Source organism: Neolewinella agarilytica, assembly GCF_900110645.1.
Lineage (GTDB): Bacteria > Bacteroidota > Bacteroidia > Chitinophagales > Saprospiraceae > Neolewinella > Neolewinella agarilytica.
Genome location: NZ_FOFB01000028.1, coordinates 1 through 17,622 on the forward strand (window position 1 = coordinate 1; position 17,622 = coordinate 17,622).

18 protein-coding genes are annotated in these 17,622 nt (G+C 54.6%); 11 read left to right on the top strand and 7 right to left on the bottom strand.

The features are described 5' to 3' along the window. Window positions 1–649: 649 nt before the first annotated feature. Both BM123_RS19715 and BM123_RS19720 read right to left on the bottom strand, forming a co-directional pair. Window positions 650–1,141, bottom strand: a complete 492-nt coding sequence (locus BM123_RS19715) for a methylated-DNA--[protein]-cysteine S-methyltransferase (protein WP_090172121.1) — start codon at window positions 1,139–1,141, stop codon at window positions 650–652. Window positions 1,142–1,397: 256 nt separating this feature from the next. Continuing rightward, window positions 1,398–2,642, bottom strand: coding sequence for an NAD(P)/FAD-dependent oxidoreductase (locus tag BM123_RS19720; RefSeq protein WP_090172123.1), 1,245 nt, complete (start codon window positions 2,640–2,642; stop codon window positions 1,398–1,400). 242 nt (window positions 2,643–2,884) lie between these two features. Between BM123_RS19720 and BM123_RS19725 the strand changes: the two genes are divergently transcribed. The 7 genes from BM123_RS19725 to rlmN all read left to right on the top strand — a co-directional run bounded on the left by BM123_RS19725 (window position 2,885) and on the right by rlmN (window position 9,246). Further along, complete coding sequence (locus BM123_RS19725; protein ID WP_090172125.1) at window positions 2,885–3,745, top strand: alpha/beta fold hydrolase; 861 nt, start codon at window positions 2,885–2,887, stop codon at window positions 3,743–3,745. A 29-nt stretch (window positions 3,746–3,774) separates the two neighbouring features. Then, a complete protein-coding gene (locus BM123_RS19730) occupies window positions 3,775–4,209 on the top strand; it encodes a MarR family winged helix-turn-helix transcriptional regulator (RefSeq protein WP_175489479.1) in 435 nt (144 codons plus the stop codon). 165 nt (window positions 4,210–4,374) lie between these two features. Next, window positions 4,375–5,634 carry a dihydroorotase gene (locus BM123_RS19735; RefSeq protein WP_090172129.1) on the top strand — a complete coding sequence of 420 codons (1,260 nt, stop codon included), beginning with the start codon at window positions 4,375–4,377 and terminating at the stop codon, window positions 5,632–5,634. Between the two features lie 53 nt (window positions 5,635–5,687). Beyond that, window positions 5,688–6,641 (top strand): glycosyltransferase family 2 protein, encoded by a 954-nt coding sequence (locus BM123_RS19740; RefSeq protein WP_090172131.1) that lies wholly within the window; start codon window positions 5,688–5,690, stop codon window positions 6,639–6,641. 204 nt (window positions 6,642–6,845) lie between these two features. Further along, window positions 6,846–7,292, top strand: coding sequence for a nucleoside deaminase (locus BM123_RS19745; RefSeq protein ID WP_090172132.1), 447 nt, complete (start codon window positions 6,846–6,848; stop codon window positions 7,290–7,292). A 210-nt stretch (window positions 7,293–7,502) separates the two neighbouring features. Continuing rightward, entirely contained in the window at window positions 7,503–8,036 is a 534-nt protein-coding gene (locus BM123_RS19750; RefSeq protein ID WP_090172134.1) for a hypothetical protein, read from the top strand. A 157-nt stretch (window positions 8,037–8,193) separates the two neighbouring features. After that, window positions 8,194–9,246, top strand: coding sequence for a 23S rRNA (adenine(2503)-C(2))-methyltransferase RlmN (gene rlmN, locus BM123_RS19755; protein WP_090172136.1), 1,053 nt, complete (start codon window positions 8,194–8,196; stop codon window positions 9,244–9,246). A 200-nt stretch (window positions 9,247–9,446) separates the two neighbouring features. Here the strand turns inward: rlmN and BM123_RS19760 are convergent, their stop codons facing one another. From BM123_RS19760 to BM123_RS19780, 5 genes are all read right to left on the bottom strand, one after another. Continuing rightward, window positions 9,447–10,310, bottom strand: coding sequence for a nuclear transport factor 2 family protein (locus BM123_RS19760; RefSeq protein ID WP_217642194.1), 864 nt, complete (start codon window positions 10,308–10,310; stop codon window positions 9,447–9,449). Between the two features lie 105 nt (window positions 10,311–10,415). Next, window positions 10,416–11,765: a leucyl aminopeptidase family protein gene (locus BM123_RS19765; RefSeq protein ID WP_090172138.1), complete on the bottom strand. Its 1,350-nt coding sequence runs from the start codon at window positions 11,763–11,765 to the stop codon at window positions 10,416–10,418. 34 nt (window positions 11,766–11,799) lie between these two features. Continuing rightward, window positions 11,800–12,828, bottom strand: a complete 1,029-nt coding sequence (gene mltG / locus BM123_RS19770) for an endolytic transglycosylase MltG (protein ID WP_245748631.1) — start codon at window positions 12,826–12,828, stop codon at window positions 11,800–11,802. A gap of 99 nt (window positions 12,829–12,927) precedes the next feature. Continuing rightward, window positions 12,928–13,749: a 3-methyl-2-oxobutanoate hydroxymethyltransferase gene (gene panB, locus BM123_RS19775; RefSeq protein ID WP_090172262.1), complete on the bottom strand. Its 822-nt coding sequence runs from the start codon at window positions 13,747–13,749 to the stop codon at window positions 12,928–12,930. Between the two features lie 19 nt (window positions 13,750–13,768). Beyond that, window positions 13,769–14,803 carry an alpha/beta hydrolase gene (locus BM123_RS19780; protein WP_217642195.1) on the bottom strand — a complete coding sequence of 345 codons (1,035 nt, stop codon included), beginning with the start codon at window positions 14,801–14,803 and terminating at the stop codon, window positions 13,769–13,771. A 429-nt stretch (window positions 14,804–15,232) separates the two neighbouring features. Between BM123_RS19780 and BM123_RS19790 the strand changes: the two genes are divergently transcribed. The 4 genes from BM123_RS19790 (at window position 15,233) to BM123_RS19805 (ending at window position 17,514) form a co-directional block, all read left to right on the top strand. Next, on the top strand, window positions 15,233–15,736 hold the full coding sequence (locus BM123_RS19790; RefSeq protein WP_090172144.1) for an RNA polymerase sigma factor: 504 nt from the start codon (window positions 15,233–15,235) through the stop codon (window positions 15,734–15,736). Then, window positions 15,733–16,191 carry a hypothetical protein gene (locus BM123_RS19795; protein WP_090172146.1) on the top strand — a complete coding sequence of 153 codons (459 nt, stop codon included), beginning with the start codon at window positions 15,733–15,735 and terminating at the stop codon, window positions 16,189–16,191. Before BM123_RS19790 ends, BM123_RS19795 begins: the two co-directional genes overlap by 4 nt. Window positions 16,192–16,359: 168 nt before the next feature. Continuing rightward, window positions 16,360–16,863 (top strand): DUF4252 domain-containing protein, encoded by a 504-nt coding sequence (locus BM123_RS19800; protein WP_090172148.1) that lies wholly within the window; start codon window positions 16,360–16,362, stop codon window positions 16,861–16,863. Between the two features lie 135 nt (window positions 16,864–16,998). Next, window positions 16,999–17,514, top strand: a complete 516-nt coding sequence (locus BM123_RS19805) for a DUF4252 domain-containing protein (protein ID WP_090172151.1) — start codon at window positions 16,999–17,001, stop codon at window positions 17,512–17,514. Window positions 17,515–17,622 lie beyond the last annotated feature (108 nt).

Genomic DNA, 17,622 nt, shown 5'->3' on the forward strand with positions numbered 1-17,622 from the left:
CTTCTGTTTTTTAACGGCTTTTGCCTTCTCATCTCCCGGACACCGCCACCGGCGAAGCCAGCCGCGAAGCGCACCCGCCCTGCCATAGTGCTCCACTTTGGGTTCCACTCTTCATTTTTGAGCTTTGGGGAGCAGGGGCAAAATTATTGACAACGCACTCATTTTCAACGCAATGCCATAAGCTAAAAATGGTACACTACCCACAAGATTTATACTTTTAGAAACCCAAGTGTTGGATTGTCTTCGCACGAAAGCAGCGTTGGATGAAACCCAAAGCCCGTTGCTTTTCGGAGGACGGTCGTGCGCTTCGCGTCTTCCTTCGGAGGTGGCACTGGCCGGTAGAACGGAGCAAAAGAGCCGTTAAGCGGAAGGGCTGTTTGAGCATACAACAAACTCAAGCTTTTCCCACAAGAGATCGTAGTCCCACAGCTTTGCTTGAAAAACAGATTGTGCTGCGAGTTAGTCCTTTCGTAGGCTCTTTTGCTCCGTTCTGCCGATAAGCCAGTGACACAGGCCAGGGGTTTTGCTACTTTTACCCTTCAAAAGTAGGCCGCCGGCAGGCATGTAAGACGGGAAGCTTAACGGAGGGTAATGGATTAATCATGTTTATAATCCAAAATCGTAGCGGACCATTGCGTAACACATCTCCTTAAAACAAACTTCCCTGCTCCCCAAACGTCAACGGATTCTCCAGTGCCAGCAGCCGACGCTTAAAATCAAGGCCGTAGAAATACCCCTGCAGGTCCCCCGACTTGGCAATCACCCGATGGCAGGGCACAATAATCGCTATCGGGTTCCGCCGGTTGGCCTGGCCAACGGCCCGGATGGCCTTCAGGTCACCAAGTTGATCAGCAATGTACTGGTAACTGCAGGTACGGCCATAGGCGATCTTCTGTAACTCCGTCCAGACCGATTTATGAAAATCCGTCGCCTCCGTCCAGTCCAGTTCCAGATCGAACTCCTCCAACTCTCCTCTGAAATAAGCCGACAGCTGCTCCGTAGCGGCTACAAGGTGCGGGTTCTCCGAAGGCGGAATGCCCTCCGGCACTTCAATATCCGTCAGCCTGACCTCCGTCAGCCCCCGGTGAGAAGCCGAAAGTTGGAAGGTGCCGAAGTTGGTATGAAGCCAGGTGGTGGACATGGTAGAAGGTAGTGTTGTAGACAGTAGAAAGGTACGTCTTTCTGATGGAAGCCACTGATAGTGCCGAGGGTATTCTAGGGTAATCGCTAGCTCGGGTAACGCGGACGCTCGAAGGTCTTTTCAGGACGCTTCGAGGTCCGGTTTGCTTAGCTTAAGGAACCTCAAAGCGTCGCAGAGCGACCTTTTAGCATCCAGGCGAAGAGTTTGCTATCGCCCTGAGGGTATTTCTACAGGCTACCACTCTACCGTCTCCACCCTACAGACTACAAACCCCCTCCGCCGCCAGCCGACCACTACGCATCGCCGCATCCAGCGATCCGTTTAGCTGATGATCGCCCGCCAGGAAGATTCGATCCCCAACGTGACTATGGGTTGCGGCGTAACTGAAAGTAACGGGATTAAGGTTCGGCAATGCCTGCTTCACTTCGTAGTGCTTCAGAAAGGTCAGGCTGTCGTTCGGCAACCGACTGTGCCGCAGCAAGTCCTGCTCCGCCTGCCCGATCTGGCTCTGACGGGTAACCGCCTCCCGTAAGGTTACGGAGATCAAAGAACCTCCCTGTCCCTTGAGCTTATAAGTAGGCGCAACTTCATCCAGTACCGCAAAGGTGTTGATCAGGCTCGTTGGGTCAGACACCAGGTTGATCAGCCGGTTCTCCTTCAGGCGACGGTTACTATAAAAGTACAGGTTACTCGTTGATTTCCACTGCACCGGCTCACCAGCCAGACGAGGAAAGACTTTATCCGGCGGGCAGGCAATGATGATACCGCCCGGAGCGGCCAACTCCGTTCCGTCTTCGAGCCGGACCTTCCCGGCAGTCACCTCCGCTACACGCGTATTACAGCGGATATCCGTCTGCTTCAGCTGCCCGGCCAGTTGCTTCGCAACCGACTCAATACCGCCTACCGGCAAAGCCGCCGCACCACTGCCAAACATTTTAAAGATGTAGCGAAACATCGCCGCTGGGGTTTGCAGCTCCTGCTCCAGAAAGATACCGCCAAAAAAAGGCCGGAAGAATCGTTCTACGATCTGCTCGCTGAAACCAAGGGACCAGATATAATCCATCGTCGGTTTATCCGTGTACCCCTTAAAGCAGTCTTCGTTGGATTTTGCCCGCAGGTTTAGCCCTAACCGGGCTAATTTCAGCTTATCCTTCAGCGTCCCTACGGGGGAAAGCGTTGACCGGATGATTTGCGCCGGCTCCCGCAAGGGGTCCGCGAAACGGAAGTGCATCTGCCGGGTGTGGACATGGCCTCCGGGGCGAAAATTTTTCAAGCCCAGGGCGGAAGCATCCAGGTAGCGCTTCACTTCAGGATATTCCGTCAGCAGCACCTGAAAGCCCCGATCGAGTAAAAAGCCTTCCACCTCATCGGTTTTCAGTCGACCACCAATGCGGTCATCCGCTTCCAGCAAGAGGGGAGCATGGCCAGCACGCTCCAGTTCAAGGGCGGCCACAAGGCCGGCGGCGCCGGCGCCGATGATGATGGTTTGGGGCTTTTGCACAAGTCAAGGGGTTGATCTTCGCAAAGATGCTAATGGATGGGCGGGAAAGCAAATCCTTGACCACGTTGAGTGGCAGTTAGCTCTTCTGGCTTTTCATATTCCCTAGCTCATGCCTCGCCGGTTGTTTGTTTACATTCATAGAGAAACTCTTTTTCAGGTTTGTAATTACGGGAATAGTTCGCCGCATCACCAACCGTTTCCCCCGAACCAAAACCCTCCTTCGCGCGTCTTCCTACCACCAAATGAACGAAGTCAAAACTCCCCCTACCCTGCCCAGTAGTTTCTTCCAGACCGCCCAAAGCCGCGAAGCACTGGATGTGCCCATCACCGAAGACCGGCTCCACGTTCGCCGCTATGGCAATGGCGGAGCGATTATGTTGTCCGTCCACGGTTTCGGGCGCAACGGCCGCCGCATGGAGCGACTGGCATTGGCACTGGGCCGGCAGTTCACCACTTTTGCGCCAGATTTACCCTACCACGGCAAGTCCGAGTGGGTAAAAGAATCTTATACCCCGGCAGATCTTGCCGCAGTATTCAATGCCTTACTCAAGGACTATTCTGACCGCCCGGTCTTCCTGCTGGGCCACAGCCTTGGCGGGCGGGTGTTGAGCGCAACCCTCCCGCTGCTGGATCACCCCGACATACGAGACCTGGCGCTCGTAGCGCCAGATGGAGCCGGAGGCCGCTACACCAACTGGATTGACACTTTGCCAACGTCCCTGGTCCGCCCGCTGGCTAAATTCAGTGAGCGCCCCCGCTATCTGCTCAAGCTGAGCAACTGGCTGCGGCGCAGAGGCGTCATCAATCGCTACTCCGCAGAATACCTGAACCACAACCTGAAAGATGGCACCTTTCGTCGGCGTCTGGCCGGCAGTCTTCGCAGTGTTTTACGGTTTCCGCCTCAACCCGACAAACTTGAGCAAACGCTCCACCAGCGCAGCATTTCAGCTACCGTTTTTGCTGGTGACCGGGACCCCCTGCTACACCACGAAAGACTAGAAGCTATTTATGGTCCCCTGCCCTCCGTAAAAGTAGTTCCCTACACCGGCAGCCACTGGCTGCCCGAGCAATTGCTGTATGACTACTACCTTAGCAGGATATAACTATTACTCAGGCTACCATCCCCCACACCGTGACCAAGCTTTCTTACTCCAACGTCGGCACCTTATTGGATCGAACCACCCGCCTGTTGAAGGCCCATTTTCAACGCGCTTTCAAGGAAGCAGAGATTGATCTGACCCCTGAGCAATGGGTCTTACTCGACCATTTACAGGCCTCGGGAGCTTCCTCTCAAACGGACCTGGCCAACGGAACCTTCAAGGACGCCCCCACCGTTTCCCGCATCATTGACAAGCTGGCTAAGAAGGGTTTTGCGGCCCGCACTCGCTTTCCTAATGACCGCCGCCGCTATCAGGTGGCATTGACCAAAAAAGGAGAAGAGACCCACGCCGTGCTTTACCCACGCGTTCAGGCCCTGCGAGAACAGACCTGGGAAGGACTGACCGAAGATGATTATGCGGAGTTTACCCGTTTACTGGAAGGAATTCGGGATAATTTTCCGGAATAGGCGGCGCGAACGCAGGTGCAGGGAAAAACCTAAGCCGCCGGGCCGATTCCCGAGGAATGAGGGTTGGCCCGACCGCTGTGTGGGTGTGACCCAGCCGTCGGACGGCCTCCGCTATCGCTCCGATCCGGCCGACGGCTTTCCGCCAGCTAGTCATATATTTGCCCCATGCTCCTCCGCCAATTCATCATTACTGACCCCGATGGCCCGCATAATGGCCAGACCCTCGACCTTCGCCTTGAAGACGGCCTGATTACCGAAATGGCCGAAAGCCTGACGGCTTCAGCCAATGAACCCGTCATGGAAGGTAAGGGTGCCCGCCTGTCGGCGGGCTTTGTTGACCTGGGTGCCTACCTGGGTGACCCCGGCCACGAAGAACGGGAAGACATTGCCAGCCTGCGGGCGGCAGCTGCTGCCGGCGGCTATACCGCCGTGGCCACGCTACCGAATACGGAGCCCGTTCGGCAGTCCGTCGCCGATGTCGCTTACCTGCTGCGCCAGAACGGAGATCACCCCGTTGATCTTCTTCCGCTGGCGGCGCTAAGCCGTAATCTGGAAGGCAAAGATCTCACCGAAATGCTGGAGCTGGCCCACGCTGGCGCGACTGTTTTTACTGACGGTCCGAAAAGAAGAGTCAGCGGTAGCTTGCTGAAGCGAAGCCTTGAATACGCCCAGGCCGGTAATTGCCGGGTAATGATTTCCCCCTACGACGAAGCTCTGGTGCCCGAAGGGCAAATGCACGAAGGCACCATCAGTACCCGACTGGGGCTGCGCGGCATCCCCGTGATGAGTGAGTCCATTCCGCTGAAACGGGCCATGGAGCTCTTGAAATACACAGAGGGCAAGCTGATCATTCACCTACTCTCCTCCGCTTCCGGTGTTCGGGAAGTTCGGGCGGCAAAAGCCGCGGGGCTTAACGTACTTGCCACCGTCAGCGCGCATCACCTGCAGTTTACGGATGAAGAACTGGCGACTTTCGACTCCAGCTTCAAAATGTTGCCCCCCCTGCGGGAAGAGGAAGACCGGCAGGCCCTCATCGAAGGCCTGAAGGATGGAACCATTGACGCCATTGTGAGTAACCACGTTGCCCGCCACGGCGAAGAGAAAGATCTCGAGTTCTTCTACGCTGACTTTGGTGCACTGGGCTTACAGACGGCTTTCCGACAGTGTTTACAAAGCCTGGAAACATCACTTTCCATTGAAGACATCGTTGCTAAATTCACGAGCGGTCCTCGTCTGCTTCTCGGAGAATCCCCCTTGCACCTGCGCCCCGGCGCCCCGGCCTGCCTTACTCTCTTCACGACCGAGGGCAGCAGCACCTTCTCCGCCGCCGACCTCAAGGGAAAAACGGTGAACAGTCCATTGATCGGGAAAACACTTCCCGGAAAAATTATCGGCGTGGTGAATAACGGAAAGTTGGTTGAGTAAACCGGCCCCCGTAACCTGCTTCCTCCAACGAGAAAGTTGCTAACTTCGCCCTTATGGACATCAGCGTCGTCGTACCCCTCTTCAACGAAGAAGAAAGTCTGCCCGAACTCACTGCCTGGATTGACCGGGTGATGCAAGCCAACAACTTCAGCTATGAAGTCTGGCTCATTGATGATGGCAGTACCGATAACAGCTGGAAAGTCATCACAGAACTGAGGGCTAAGAATGCCAACCTGAAGGCCGTCAAGTTCCAACGCAACTACGGTAAAAGCCCCGCTCTTTTCGTGGGTTTTAAACGGGTCTCCGGCGAAGTCGTCATCACGATGGACGCTGATCTGCAGGATAGCCCGGACGAGATACCCGAGCTCTACCGCATGATAAAAGAAGATGGTTTTGACCTGGTTTCCGGTTGGAAACAAAAACGGCATGACCCCATTGGCAAAACCCTGCCGTCCAAGTTTTTCAACGCCGTTACCCGTAAGGTGAGCGGTATTCATTTGCACGACTTTAACTGCGGGCTGAAATCTTACCGGCTTAACGTTGTCAAGTCCATCGAAGTCTACGGAGATATGCACCGTCACATGCCACTACTGGCTAAATGGGCCGGTTTCAAAAACATCGGAGAGAAGGTCGTTGAGCACCACGCCCGGAAGTATGGATACTCTAAATTTGGCCTTTCCCGGCTGATCACCGGCTTCCTCGACCTGATGTCACTCATGTTCGTAGGTAAGTTTGGCAAACGCCCCATGCACCTCTTCGGCACGCTGGGTACCATCGTTTTCCTCGTCGGTTTTTTCAGCATTCTGTACATCGGTGGCACCAAGTTGTACGCCCTGGCCAATCACATGCCCAAACAATTGGTGACGGAGAACCCCTGGTTCTACATCAGCCTGACCAGCATGGTGCTTGGCACCATTCTCTTTAACACCGGCTTTCTGGCCGAACTGGTGGCCAGATCAAGTGCCGACCGGAATAGTTATTTGATTGAGACGGTGCTGGAGGGGTAGTTTCAGGTTGCAGATTGCAGGTTGCAAGTTGCAAGTTGCAAGTTGCAGGTTGCAAGTTGCAGGTTGCAGGTTGTGGAGTTGGAACCTTTCCCCTGTTACCTGTGACTTGTAACCTGCAACTAGTAACTTGCAACCTGTAACTAGTAACTTGCAACCTGTAACCTCCCACCCTGCAACCTGCCCCCCCTGTAACCTCCTCCCCCCATGCCTTTAAAAGTGTACGACGACGCTTACTTCATGCGCCAGGCCATTGCCCAGGCCGAGATGGCAGCCGCAGCCGGTGAGATTCCGGTCGGAGCCATCGTCACCAGCAACGACAGAATCATTGCCAGGGGGCACAATCAAACAGAACAACTTAGTGACGTAACGGCCCATGCCGAGATCATTGCACTTACGGCTGCGGCCAATCATCTCGGAGATAAATACCTGCACGACTGCACGCTCTACGTCACGCTGGAGCCCTGCCCCATGTGTGCCGGGGCGCTGGCCTGGAGCCAGGTGAGTCGCATCGTCTACGGCGCCAGCGACGATAAGCGGGGCTTCATGCGCTTCGGCCGTGAGCTATTGCACCCGAAGACGAAACTGGAGTACGGGATCCTGCACGAGGAATGCAGTGCGCTGATGACCACTTTTTTTCAGAATAAGCGGTAACAAGGCCTGGGCGTCAGGGTGATTAAAAGATTAGGATATACGCCCCAACCGGACGCTTGCGGGTCCCGCAATACTGCGGGACGCTCCAAGATCCGTCACCTAAACGCTAAGACTTCCTTACCCTGTCGTTAAAGTCCCCTTAAAGGCGATGATAAGTATTGAACATCAGGTGCTGCCTGCCGTCTTTTACACGTACCAAATGATATAACCATGATCAGATTAATCACCGCCCTGGCCCTGTTTACCTTTTTATTTTCAAGCTGCGGCCCTAAGCTAAGCCCACTGACCCAACGCCTGGTAGACGACCAGAACTGGACGGAATCGGAGCTCAAACGCATCCAATTTTACCTTTCTGAGGACCTGGTCCTTACCCGGGAACTACGCAATGGAAATTCTGAAATCCGCAACGGTCAGGTAAAACTTATTGATGGACGGGAGGTAGAACAGGTCATTTTTAAGCGCAACACGCCGGGTGTTTTCGTTTTTAGCCCGAAGACTCAACGAATGGCAGTGAGCTTTGAGAGTAATGATGAGAACTACCTTGTTTTTGGTCCTAACCCGAAAGCGAGCCAACGCTACACACTGTTGGCCAGTGACTGGAACCGTCGTAGCGGCTCGGTGACCTATGCCGGACGCACCTGGCGGGTAAACGCCAGCGATGCTTACGCCAGCCTGCTCATTCCCCTGAAGCGCCTACGGAATAATGACGTGAATGGCAAGGTTGTGGGTGGGCGGAAGCTCTAGGGAAGTTAACCACTGAGGTGCACCGGGGTAAATCACGGAGGTCCACTGAGGATAAACCCCATACTATTCCCCTTATCTTTGCGGCCGCTTAACGAAATGGTTGCTGAGTTGTTAGCTCAGGGAATACGTTAGGCGTTTTAAAAAGTACGCATTGCATATGGCCACCAGCACTGACCTTAAAGATATCCGTTCCCTTTCACTGGAAGAGCTCACTTCTGAACTGATCCTCGTCGGCGAGCGCCCCTTCCGGGCCAAGCAGGTGTACGAATGGCTCTGGAAAAAGGGTGCACGAAACTTTGATGAGATGACGAACCTGTCGCTTGAGCTACGCGAGCGGCTGAAGGAGAGCTACAGCTTTCCGGTCATGAGCGAAGACAAAGTACAGCGCAGTAACGATGGTACGATCAAGAGTCGTTTCCGGCTGCACGACGGCCATTTGATCGAATCCGTGCTTATTCCGGTAGTGGCTGACGACCGTTTTACGGTCTGCGTCTCCAGCCAGGTGGGTTGTAGCCTGACTTGTACCTTCTGCGCCACGGGCCGGATGAAACGCCTGCGCAACCTTACTGCTGCGGAGATCTATGATCAGGTGTTCCTCGTCAATGAACAATGCCTGGAGACTTACGGTAAGCCGCTGACTAACATCGTTTACATGGGCATGGGGGAGCCGCTACTGGCCTTCAAGGAAGTGGTGCAGAGCATTGACCGGATCACCTCTCACCTGGGGTTGCACATGGCACCCCGCAGACTAACCGTGTCTACTGCGGGCATCGCGAAGATGATCCGCAAACTGGCCGATGAGGATACCAAGGTAAACCTCGCCGTTAGCCTCCACGCCGCCGACGACGTGAAGCGCAACGAGATCATGCCCATCAATGAGAGCAACAACCTCGAGGTTCTCGTTGATTCGCTGGAGTACTTCTACAGCAAGACCAAGAAGCGCATCGGCTACGAATACATCACCTTTCAGGATTTCAATGATACCCTGGAAGACGCCGAGAAGCTCTACCAGATCTGTAAGCGGGTGCCCTCCATGGTCAACATCATTGAGTATAACCCAATTGACAATGCGCCCTTCCGCAAATCAACCGAACACCGGATCGATGACTTCGCCACCTATCTGCGGGATCGCGGGGTGATGGTCACCGTCCGGCGGAGCCGGGGTAAGGATATTGACGCGGCTTGCGGGCAGTTGGCGAATAAAGGGTAAAGATTCTCGATTCTCGATTGGCGATTGTCGATTTACCCGAAAGCAAAGACCGCTTTTTAGCAGAAAGATTATTCTTTAGCCCAACGACAGTTCCTGGTGCCGATCGGCACGGGTCAACCGCTTAGCGAGGTACGGAAGAACTGCGAAGCGGGTGATGGAGTGCCTCGCCCGGAAAAGGATAGGCGGTTGACCCGCTGAACTTACTCTTTCGTTAGCTCGATAAATCCTTCAATTTTCTCGTTCGGAACGGTGACGCTGAGGGTATAATGCGCAATTTTCCAGTGGCCATCGGGGCCATCTCTTTTGACAACGGCGGTGCCGCGGCAGGGGCCCATCCAGGTGTCAAGGAGTTCGTCCCAGTAAGCGACCTGGCTGTTGGGGTCGTAGAAAATGTGGCGTTCGCTGGCCGTGAAGGCCCAGGCTTTGCCCCGGGCAAAGTAGGGAGCGGCGAAGCCGAGGAATTCGGCTTTGGTCCAGTGTTCGCTCTTGTCGGTACCGATGTAGATGGCGTCGTCGGTCATGGCATCGAAGAAGGCGGTGGAGTCGGCATCGGCGGCGGCTTTGTGCCAGCCGGTGGCGAGGCTACGGATGGCGGCTTCGGGGGAATCTTCGGAGACGGGGATGCAATCTCCCGGCGCATCGCGACGGGTATCAGCGATGTGGAGCACGCGCCACTGGCCTTCAGCACCGTCTTTTACCAGCTGAAAAGCATTGACGCCACAGTGATGTAGTTTCTCCTTATAGTTGAAAACGTAAGGTGCCCAGACGGTGGCGAGGTGGCCGTCGACCCGGACCTCTCCGTAATGAAGTTGTTCGTCCCATGCACCTGCGTCCGCGCCCTGCATACCCTTAAACCAGCGGTTGATGTCTCCGGCTCCTACTTCGGTTACCCCATCAGGCTTAGTTACCACCGAGTTCAACGTAGCCCCCGGGTGGAAGTAGGCACGCAGCCCCGTCGTGTCGCCGGCGCGCATGGCGTTGAAGATGGTGGAGACCGTCTTCATGGGTGTTTCCTGGGCGGAAAGGGAGAAGGAAAAGCAGCAGAGCAGCAGGAGAATGCGCATGATCACGTAGTTTGTTAACGGACCAAAGATACGGCGCTTACGCAGGTGCCGGGGGAGGGTTAGAAAAGCAGGGCGAGGGGTCATGGCCTGGAGGCCCTCCGTCCACTACCTACTCAGCCACTCCACAAACAGCCGCATCCCGAAGCCCGTCGCCTGCCGGTCTTTAGCGTAGGGGCCTTGCTTGAGGGCCACGCCGGCAATATCGAAGTGAATAAATTTCGGATGATCGTGGGTAAAGGTTTCCAGAAACTTAAAGGCATCAATTGCCCCGTTGACGGGGCGGCCGGAGTAGTTCTTGATGTCTGCCACATCGCTGTCCAGTCCGGATCGGTATTCATCCCAAACGGGCAGTGGCCACACTTTTTCCCCGCAGGCATTTCCTGCTTTCTGAAACTCCCGGATCAGTTTTTCATCCTTGCTCATTACGGCACCACACTCGTAACCGAAAGTACGCACTGCACTGCCGGTAAGGGTAGCCACATCGATCAATGTTTTGGGTTTAAAGTGCTTGACGGCGTAGCTCAGCCCGTCACTCATCACCAAACGGCCTTCGGCGTCAGTATCAATTATTTCGATGGATTTACCGGAGTGGCCCGTAATGACGTCGGAGGGTTTGTAGCTCAGGGCATCGACACTGTTATCCGTGCTGGGCACAATGCCAACGAGGTGAACGGGAAGTTTCAGCCGGGCAGCCGCCTCCATGGCTCCGAAGGTGGCCGCAGCGCCGCCCATATCAGATTTCATCAGGTGAAGGTTATTGCTGGGCTTTATGCTCACCCCTCCGGTATCAAAAGTGATCCCCTTACCAATGATGGCCGTTGGGCCACCCTTCGGTGCGCCTTTACCTTTGTATTCCATGATGATGAAGCGGGCCGGGTCTTCACTCCCCCGGTTAACCGCCAGCAGAGCCCCAAGGCCTTCTTTTTTGCAGGCTTTTTCGTCGAGCACATTAACCGAATAGCCGTATTTCCTGCCCGACTCCACCGCCCATTGCGCCAGGTACTGCGGGCGCTTAACGTTGGCGGGCGCATCAACGAGCGCAATAATGCTCAACTGGGTATCCGCCAGGACGATTTCCTTTGCGATGAGGGCTTCCGTCTTCTTTGATTGCTTACCGGTGTCAATCTTAGCACCGGCTTTTGTCAGGGGATGAGCCTCCGCATCTGTTTTCCACCGGCCGGGCCGGTAACTCCCGAGTAACAGGCCGCCTACCGCAGCAGCGACCCAGGCTCCTTTTAGCTTTCCGGTCTCCAGCTTTATGTTTGACTTCAGCTGCCCCGCCTCTTTGTGGCTAAGGAAACGAAACTGCTCACGCACCTTAGCCTCAGACGCTTTTTCGGTTAGCCGAACGATAAAACCATCCGGAGCGACCGTACGATGATAGCTCCCCGGACTAAGGATATCCTGAAGCTCTTTGTCATTGTGTTTAATCAGGCGAAGGGTCGTAGTATTCATTGGAAAGAAATAAAGAGAAGAAAAAAAATCGTGCTTACCTCAGCCCGCGCGCTCGTAGATTAGCCACGTAAACGGCAATATTCCGGGAGTGGCCGGCTAAGGTTTTAGCAAAGTTGTGGAGGCTGGAGTTGTCTCCCTTTGCACACATATATACGTAGTCATGCGACTCCGGGTTCAGCACCGCATCAATGGCGCTTACCGATGGCATAGTAATGGGGCCGGGGGGCAGGCCGTAGTTTGTATAGGTATTGTAGGGATGCTCGAACTGAATATGCTCGTTTAATACCCGCTTAATTCCGAACGCCCGGGTAGCGAAAACAGCCGTGGGGTCAGACTGTAACTTCATCCCCTGCCTGATCCGGTTGAGATAAAGGCCCGCAATACGTGGCTGTTCAGATTTAGCCAGGCTTTCGCTGTAAACGATACTTGCCAGCGTATAGATCTCGGCGGGAGTCAGCCCCTTCGCCTTCGCTTTTTCCAGCCTGCCGTCTGCTTTCCAGAAGCGGTCGTGCTCCTTGATCATGCGTGCGACAAATTCCCGTGGGCTGGCGTTCCAATACAGCTCGTAGGTGTTGGGTATAAAGAGCGTTTGCAAAGTCTCCTTGCTATAACCGATGCTATCGATAAAAGCTTCGTTTTGGAAGAGGCGTACTAATGACAAACTGTCTGTTTCCAGAAAGCGGGCGGCTTTGGCCGCTACGTTCATGGGCTCCCGCTCCAGGTTAAGGATTACCTTAACGGCCTGCTGGCTTCCGTTGCGAAGTTTACGGATGAGGCCCACCATACTCGTCCCAACGGGCAAAACAAACCGTCCGGAACGCATCGTTTCCCGCTTCCAGGCCATTCGCTCGGCCAGGGGGTCGAAGATGGCACGGTTAGGCGTGACCCCAGCGGCGGCCAATGAGTCCATCACTTGTTCATAGTCCGCTCCTGAAGGAATAGTTATGACTACCGGTTGCTCCAGGCTATCCGGCACCACCGGCACCACCGTAATGCTATAGTAGGCGTAACCAACTAACAGGATGCCAATCAGGATAAGGGCGAATAGAGTTTTCTTGACCATAAAGATATCAACGCTTTGGGGCGGGAGTTCGCAGGCGGGCAGGATGGTATAGGGTAATTACGCGTGGAACACCATCAGGCTACCCAGGTCTCCGTCTAATCAATACTGCTCTTTATCGCTGGGGAAGTCACGTGCTTTCACGTCATCGACGTAGCGCTCGGTTGCTTCTTTAATCACATCGAAGAGTTCGGCGTAGCGCCGCAGGAAACGGGGGTGAAAGTCTTTGGTAATACCAAGAAGGTCATGGGTAACGAGCACCTGTCCGTCGCAGTCAGCTCCTCCACCAATTCCAATGGTTGGGATGGTCAGCGACTCAGAGACCTTTTTTGCCAGGTGCGCCGGAATTTTCTCGAGTACTAAGCCAAAACAGCCCAGCTCTTCAATCAGTTTAGCGTCTTTCATCAGTCGGCGGGCTTCGGCTTCCTCCTTGGCCCGGACGGTGTAGGTACCAAACTTATAGATGGACTGCGGCGTCAGGCCAAGATGCCCCATGACGGGAATTCCCGCGGAGAGGATGCGCTTGATGCTGTCTTGCACTTCAGCTCCGCCTTCCAGTTTCACGGCATGGCCGCCGCTCTCCTTCATGATTCGGATGGCGGATTTGAGTGCCATTTTACTGTCTCCCTGGTAAGTTCCGAAGGGAAGATCCACCACCACCAGCGCCCGCTCCACGCCGCGGACCACGCTACTGGCGTGATAGATCATCTGATCCAGCGTAATGGGGAGGGTGGTTTCGTGGCCGGCCATCACGTTACTGGCGGAGTCTCCGACGAGTAGGACATCAGCCCCACCCGCATCCAGGATGCGGGCCATGGAGTAGTCGTAGGCCGTCAGCATGGCGATTTTCTCACCAGCTTCTTTCATGGCATGAAGCGTTTTAACGGTTACCCGCTTGGCTTCGATTTTCTTATGGATGCTCATGGCGTAAAGGTAATGGCCTTCACGGATAAAACACCCCATCGAGCCACTTCAACATATACTCCAGCGCAGGAATGGCATCGCGCTTAAACTCGATGCCCAGGAATTCGTTGCTGCCGGAGTCGAGAAAAGCATGGGGGCGACCACCGTACATCCAGTATTTATGGTCGACCTGACCGGCCTCCTTCAGCTTATCAGTATAAGCTTTAATGGAGACGGGGGTGGTGACCTTGTCATCGGAGCCAACGGTAAATAGCATTCGCGGATAAGCGCCCTTTGAAGCTTTCCTGATGTTGTAGATCGGGGATACTGCCTTATAGCGGTCGGGGTGATCTTTTGGGTTGTACTCCTTGCCGAATATCCCCCTGGCTTCCGCACCACTCAATTGCCAGAAAATATTGCCGGAAGACTCGAAGCCATTTTGCGCGGAGCTCAGCATATCAAAAGCGCCGTAGCTGATGAGGGCTGCCTGAACCTGCAAGTCTTTACGGGAGAATCCCTTTTCGGGGATGTAGCTGGGGCGGAAGCCGAAGTCCGGAGCTTTGAACGCTGCATCGGCGGAGACCCGGTCACCCTGAGTGGCCACCATGGTAGCCAGGTGCCCGCCGGCGCTGTCTCCGGTAACGGTTATTTGCCTCTTATCTCCTCCATATTTTTTGATATTTTCCTTTACCCAGAGAAGCGCACCGAAGGCATCACCAACAATTTCATCCATGGTAACACTGTTGTCTTGGTCGCCGAGCAAGCGGTAGTTGACGTTGCAGACTACGTACTCACCGTTAGCGGCCAGCCAGGCGGAGGCCTCGTCCATGATGCTCTTATTATTGATCAACCAGCCACCACCGTGGTACATGATAATGACGGGGTACTTTTTGCGGCCGGTCTGGGGCGTGTAGATGTCCATCGTCAGGTCAAAGCCCCCGGGGGAAGCCCACTTTACGTCAGCGACTTTGGTGACGCCGTGCTTCGGGACGGCCACCATTTCAGACGACCGTAAGCGGTCAGAGAAACCCAACGTAATGGCAGCGATCAAAAGGAGTAGTACTATTTTATTCATAGGATGACGGGATGATACATGATGGGAACAAGTCTGACCGGGTTTCTGGTTCTGAGGGGAATGTTAAGGGTAGCTTTTGAAGCGTAATAGATTAGGAATAGTAGGATTGGGGGGAGATTCATGACCTTTGTCTCCGCTATCTTCTGATCTTCTCCCGACAACAAGATCATCGCGCAGCGACCTGAATCTGTGCTCAACCGCGCAGCAGCCACGGAGTGCATCGGTGAAAATCCGTGGCCATTTGTGGTTGACCGAAAAGCTGCGTAGCAGCCTCCGCGAACCTCTGTGTTTACCTCTCTGCACCTCGGTGGTTAACCTAAAGCGGCGCAGTAGCCTTCCTCCCCTAAAAGCAACTCCTCCAATTTTTTTTCGTCTCTCCCTGTAACAAACTACTCCGCCCGAACGTGACCAGGGCAAAGACACTCAACTTTGGATCATTTTTCCAGCATCATCACTTCCGTTCGCGACCGGCTCTACCGCCTGGCACTGCGGGTGGTCAACGACGCCGACGAGGCTGAGGACGTGGTGCAGGATGTACTGGTCAAAAGCTGGAAGAAGCGTGACGAGATCGTTGGCCTTGACAACCCACCAGCCTGGCTGATGCGGATGACGAAGCATCAGGCGATCGATCGCCTGCGCTCGGCCAGGGTTCGCGACCTGCGCGAACGGGAAGCCGCTTTACCGGACCTGGAACGCCGGACGCCCTATCAGCTGGCCGCTACCAACGATACCCTGGGGCACATCCACCGGATCCTGCAGCAATTGCCGACGGACCAGCGGACCGTCCTGCAACTCCGCGAAGTGGAAGGGATGGACTACCAGGAAATCGCCGCCGCCACCGGACTCACCATGCCCCAGGTAAAAGTATACCTGCACCGGGGGCGCGGACGAATCCGGGAATTACTCACCAAAGAAAAAATCATGCCATCATGACGCACGCCACCGCTAAGGCCTTACTGGAAAAGTACTTCGTTGGAGAAACATCTCTGCCAGAAGAAGCTTTGCTGCGCGGCTACTTCCGCGCCGGAAATATCCACCCGGATATCCGGGAGTATAAGGACCTCTTCGCTTACTGGGATGATGCCGCAAAGATCAAAGCGCCCGCCCGCCGGCGCAGCTTACCCCTTCGTTGGCTCAGTACTGCGGCAGCAGCCGTACTACTGCTCTTCGCGGTTAATCTTTGGGTCGCACCAAATCCGGAGCCGGAACTCTCCGAGCTGGTCATGACGGAAACGAAGACCGTCGATTGGTCCAAATACGAAATCACCGACGAGAAGGAAGCTTACAAGGTCCTTCGCGCTGCGCTGAAAACCGCCTCTACCAGCATGAACAGTAGTACGAAGGGGGTGATTGAGGAAGTGAGTGAGGCGGCGGCGATGATACGGTAGGCAGGTTGCAGGTTGCAGGTTGCAAGTTGCGGGTTGCAGGTTGCCGACTAATACCCTGCGGCTAAAAACCTCTCCCCCAGCCCCTTCGAAAATGATTTCCGGTAAGTGTATAAGCCACTACCGGTTGTCAGGAAACAATAATTAACAACTCAACAAAAATTAACAACCATGAAATATATCCTCACCACTCTGCTCCTTTGCCTCTACTTGGCACCTGCGACCGCGCAAAAAAAGCTGCCGCAAGACGCGATCTCTACCTACTTTGCAGAGTACGTTGACGATGAAAAATTTACGGCTATTTATGTGAGCGGAAAGATATTTTCATTCCTCAAAGAAAGCGATCTCGACCTGGAAGACCTGGACGATGAAGAAGTGGAGGCCGTGCTCAAAGTAGTTAAAGACGTTCAGGGCATCCGCGTACTGCACACCGATGTGAACACCAGGCAATACTGGATGGAAGCTAAAAAACGCATTTCCACCGACCAGTATGAACTTCTCTTCAAACTCCGCTCTAAAGACGGTGACAACATCGAGGCCTTCGTACAGGATGAAGAGGCCGTCATCTCCGAACTCTTTCTCCTCATTGGTGGCTTCGACAATTTTGCGATGATCAGTTTCGTCGGCGCCATTGACCTTTCTAAGCTCTCGGAATTGCAGAAAGCATTGGAGTAGATAACTGGTCTTTAAGGACGTCGAGGCAGGAGTGCAAGTGTGACACCCCGCAATCGGCTGTCAAAGGATCAACAGTCCCAAATACTAACGCCGCCAAAGCACTAACAAACTAAAACAGTAAAACACCCTTCAGACATGAAAAAATTAATACTTTCCCTCCTTCTCTTCACCTTCTCCATCGGCTTCGCCGCCGCGCAGAACCCGGCCATCCGCGATTTTATCCGGGAGCACCGTAAGGGCGAAGAAAATGTAGCCATCAAAATTCCCGGTTGGATGATCGGTCTGGCCTCTGAAGTCGGTATGCTCGCCAGCGACGACGAGGAGGAAGAACTCATCTTCAGCCTCGCCTCCGAATTCGGAACGATGCGGTTGCTGACCTTCGACAACAACGACTTCAACACCCACCAGGACATTAAGCATCTCCTCAAAGCCCTGGAGGATCGCCATGAATTTGAGCGCTGGGCCACCGTCCGCGCCGCCAGCGGCGAAGAAGTACAACTCACCGTACGGATGAAGGGAGATGAGGTACGCGAGATCGTTGCCATCGTCTCCGAACCCGGGGAGGACCGGACCTTCTTCGGCCACTTCAAGACCCACCTTTCAGCGGATGAGCTGGGGGAAATCATGGAAGGGGTTTTGGCGGAGAATTAGTCTTTGGTTTTTTGGGGCTACCGAACGTCGGAGGCAGCACAAATAGATTCACTTCGCGGCTGCTGCGCGATAATATTAGCGATATTGCCGTTACTAAAGAATCTGTGC

Coding starts and splice junctions, on each gene's coding strand:
- BM123_RS19795 (WP_090172146.1), top strand. CDS start 15,733: ATGACGCACGCCACCGCTAAGGCCTTACTGGAAAAGTACTTCGTTGGA.
- BM123_RS19745 (WP_090172132.1), top strand. CDS start 6,846: ATGCCTTTAAAAGTGTACGACGACGCTTACTTCATGCGCCAGGCCATT.
- BM123_RS19800 (WP_090172148.1), top strand. CDS start 16,360: ATGAAATATATCCTCACCACTCTGCTCCTTTGCCTCTACTTGGCACCT.
- rlmN (WP_090172136.1), top strand. CDS start 8,194: ATGGCCACCAGCACTGACCTTAAAGATATCCGTTCCCTTTCACTGGAA.
- BM123_RS19740 (WP_090172131.1), top strand. CDS start 5,688: ATGGACATCAGCGTCGTCGTACCCCTCTTCAACGAAGAAGAAAGTCTG.
- BM123_RS19715 (WP_090172121.1), bottom strand. CDS start 1,141: ATGTCCACCACCTGGCTTCATACCAACTTCGGCACCTTCCAACTTTCG.
- BM123_RS19765 (WP_090172138.1), bottom strand. CDS start 11,765: ATGAATACTACGACCCTTCGCCTGATTAAACACAATGACAAAGAGCTT.
- BM123_RS19725 (WP_090172125.1), top strand. CDS start 2,885: ATGAACGAAGTCAAAACTCCCCCTACCCTGCCCAGTAGTTTCTTCCAG.
- BM123_RS19760 (WP_217642194.1), bottom strand. CDS start 10,310: ATGCGCATTCTCCTGCTGCTCTGCTGCTTTTCCTTCTCCCTTTCCGCC.
- BM123_RS19780 (WP_217642195.1), bottom strand. CDS start 14,803: ATGAATAAAATAGTACTACTCCTTTTGATCGCTGCCATTACGTTGGGT.
- mltG (WP_245748631.1), bottom strand. CDS start 12,828: ATGGTCAAGAAAACTCTATTCGCCCTTATCCTGATTGGCATCCTGTTA.
- panB (WP_090172262.1), bottom strand. CDS start 13,749: ATGAGCATCCATAAGAAAATCGAAGCCAAGCGGGTAACCGTTAAAACG.
- BM123_RS19805 (WP_090172151.1), top strand. CDS start 16,999: ATGAAAAAATTAATACTTTCCCTCCTTCTCTTCACCTTCTCCATCGGC.
- BM123_RS19735 (WP_090172129.1), top strand. CDS start 4,375: ATGCTCCTCCGCCAATTCATCATTACTGACCCCGATGGCCCGCATAAT.
- BM123_RS19750 (WP_090172134.1), top strand. CDS start 7,503: ATGATCAGATTAATCACCGCCCTGGCCCTGTTTACCTTTTTATTTTCA.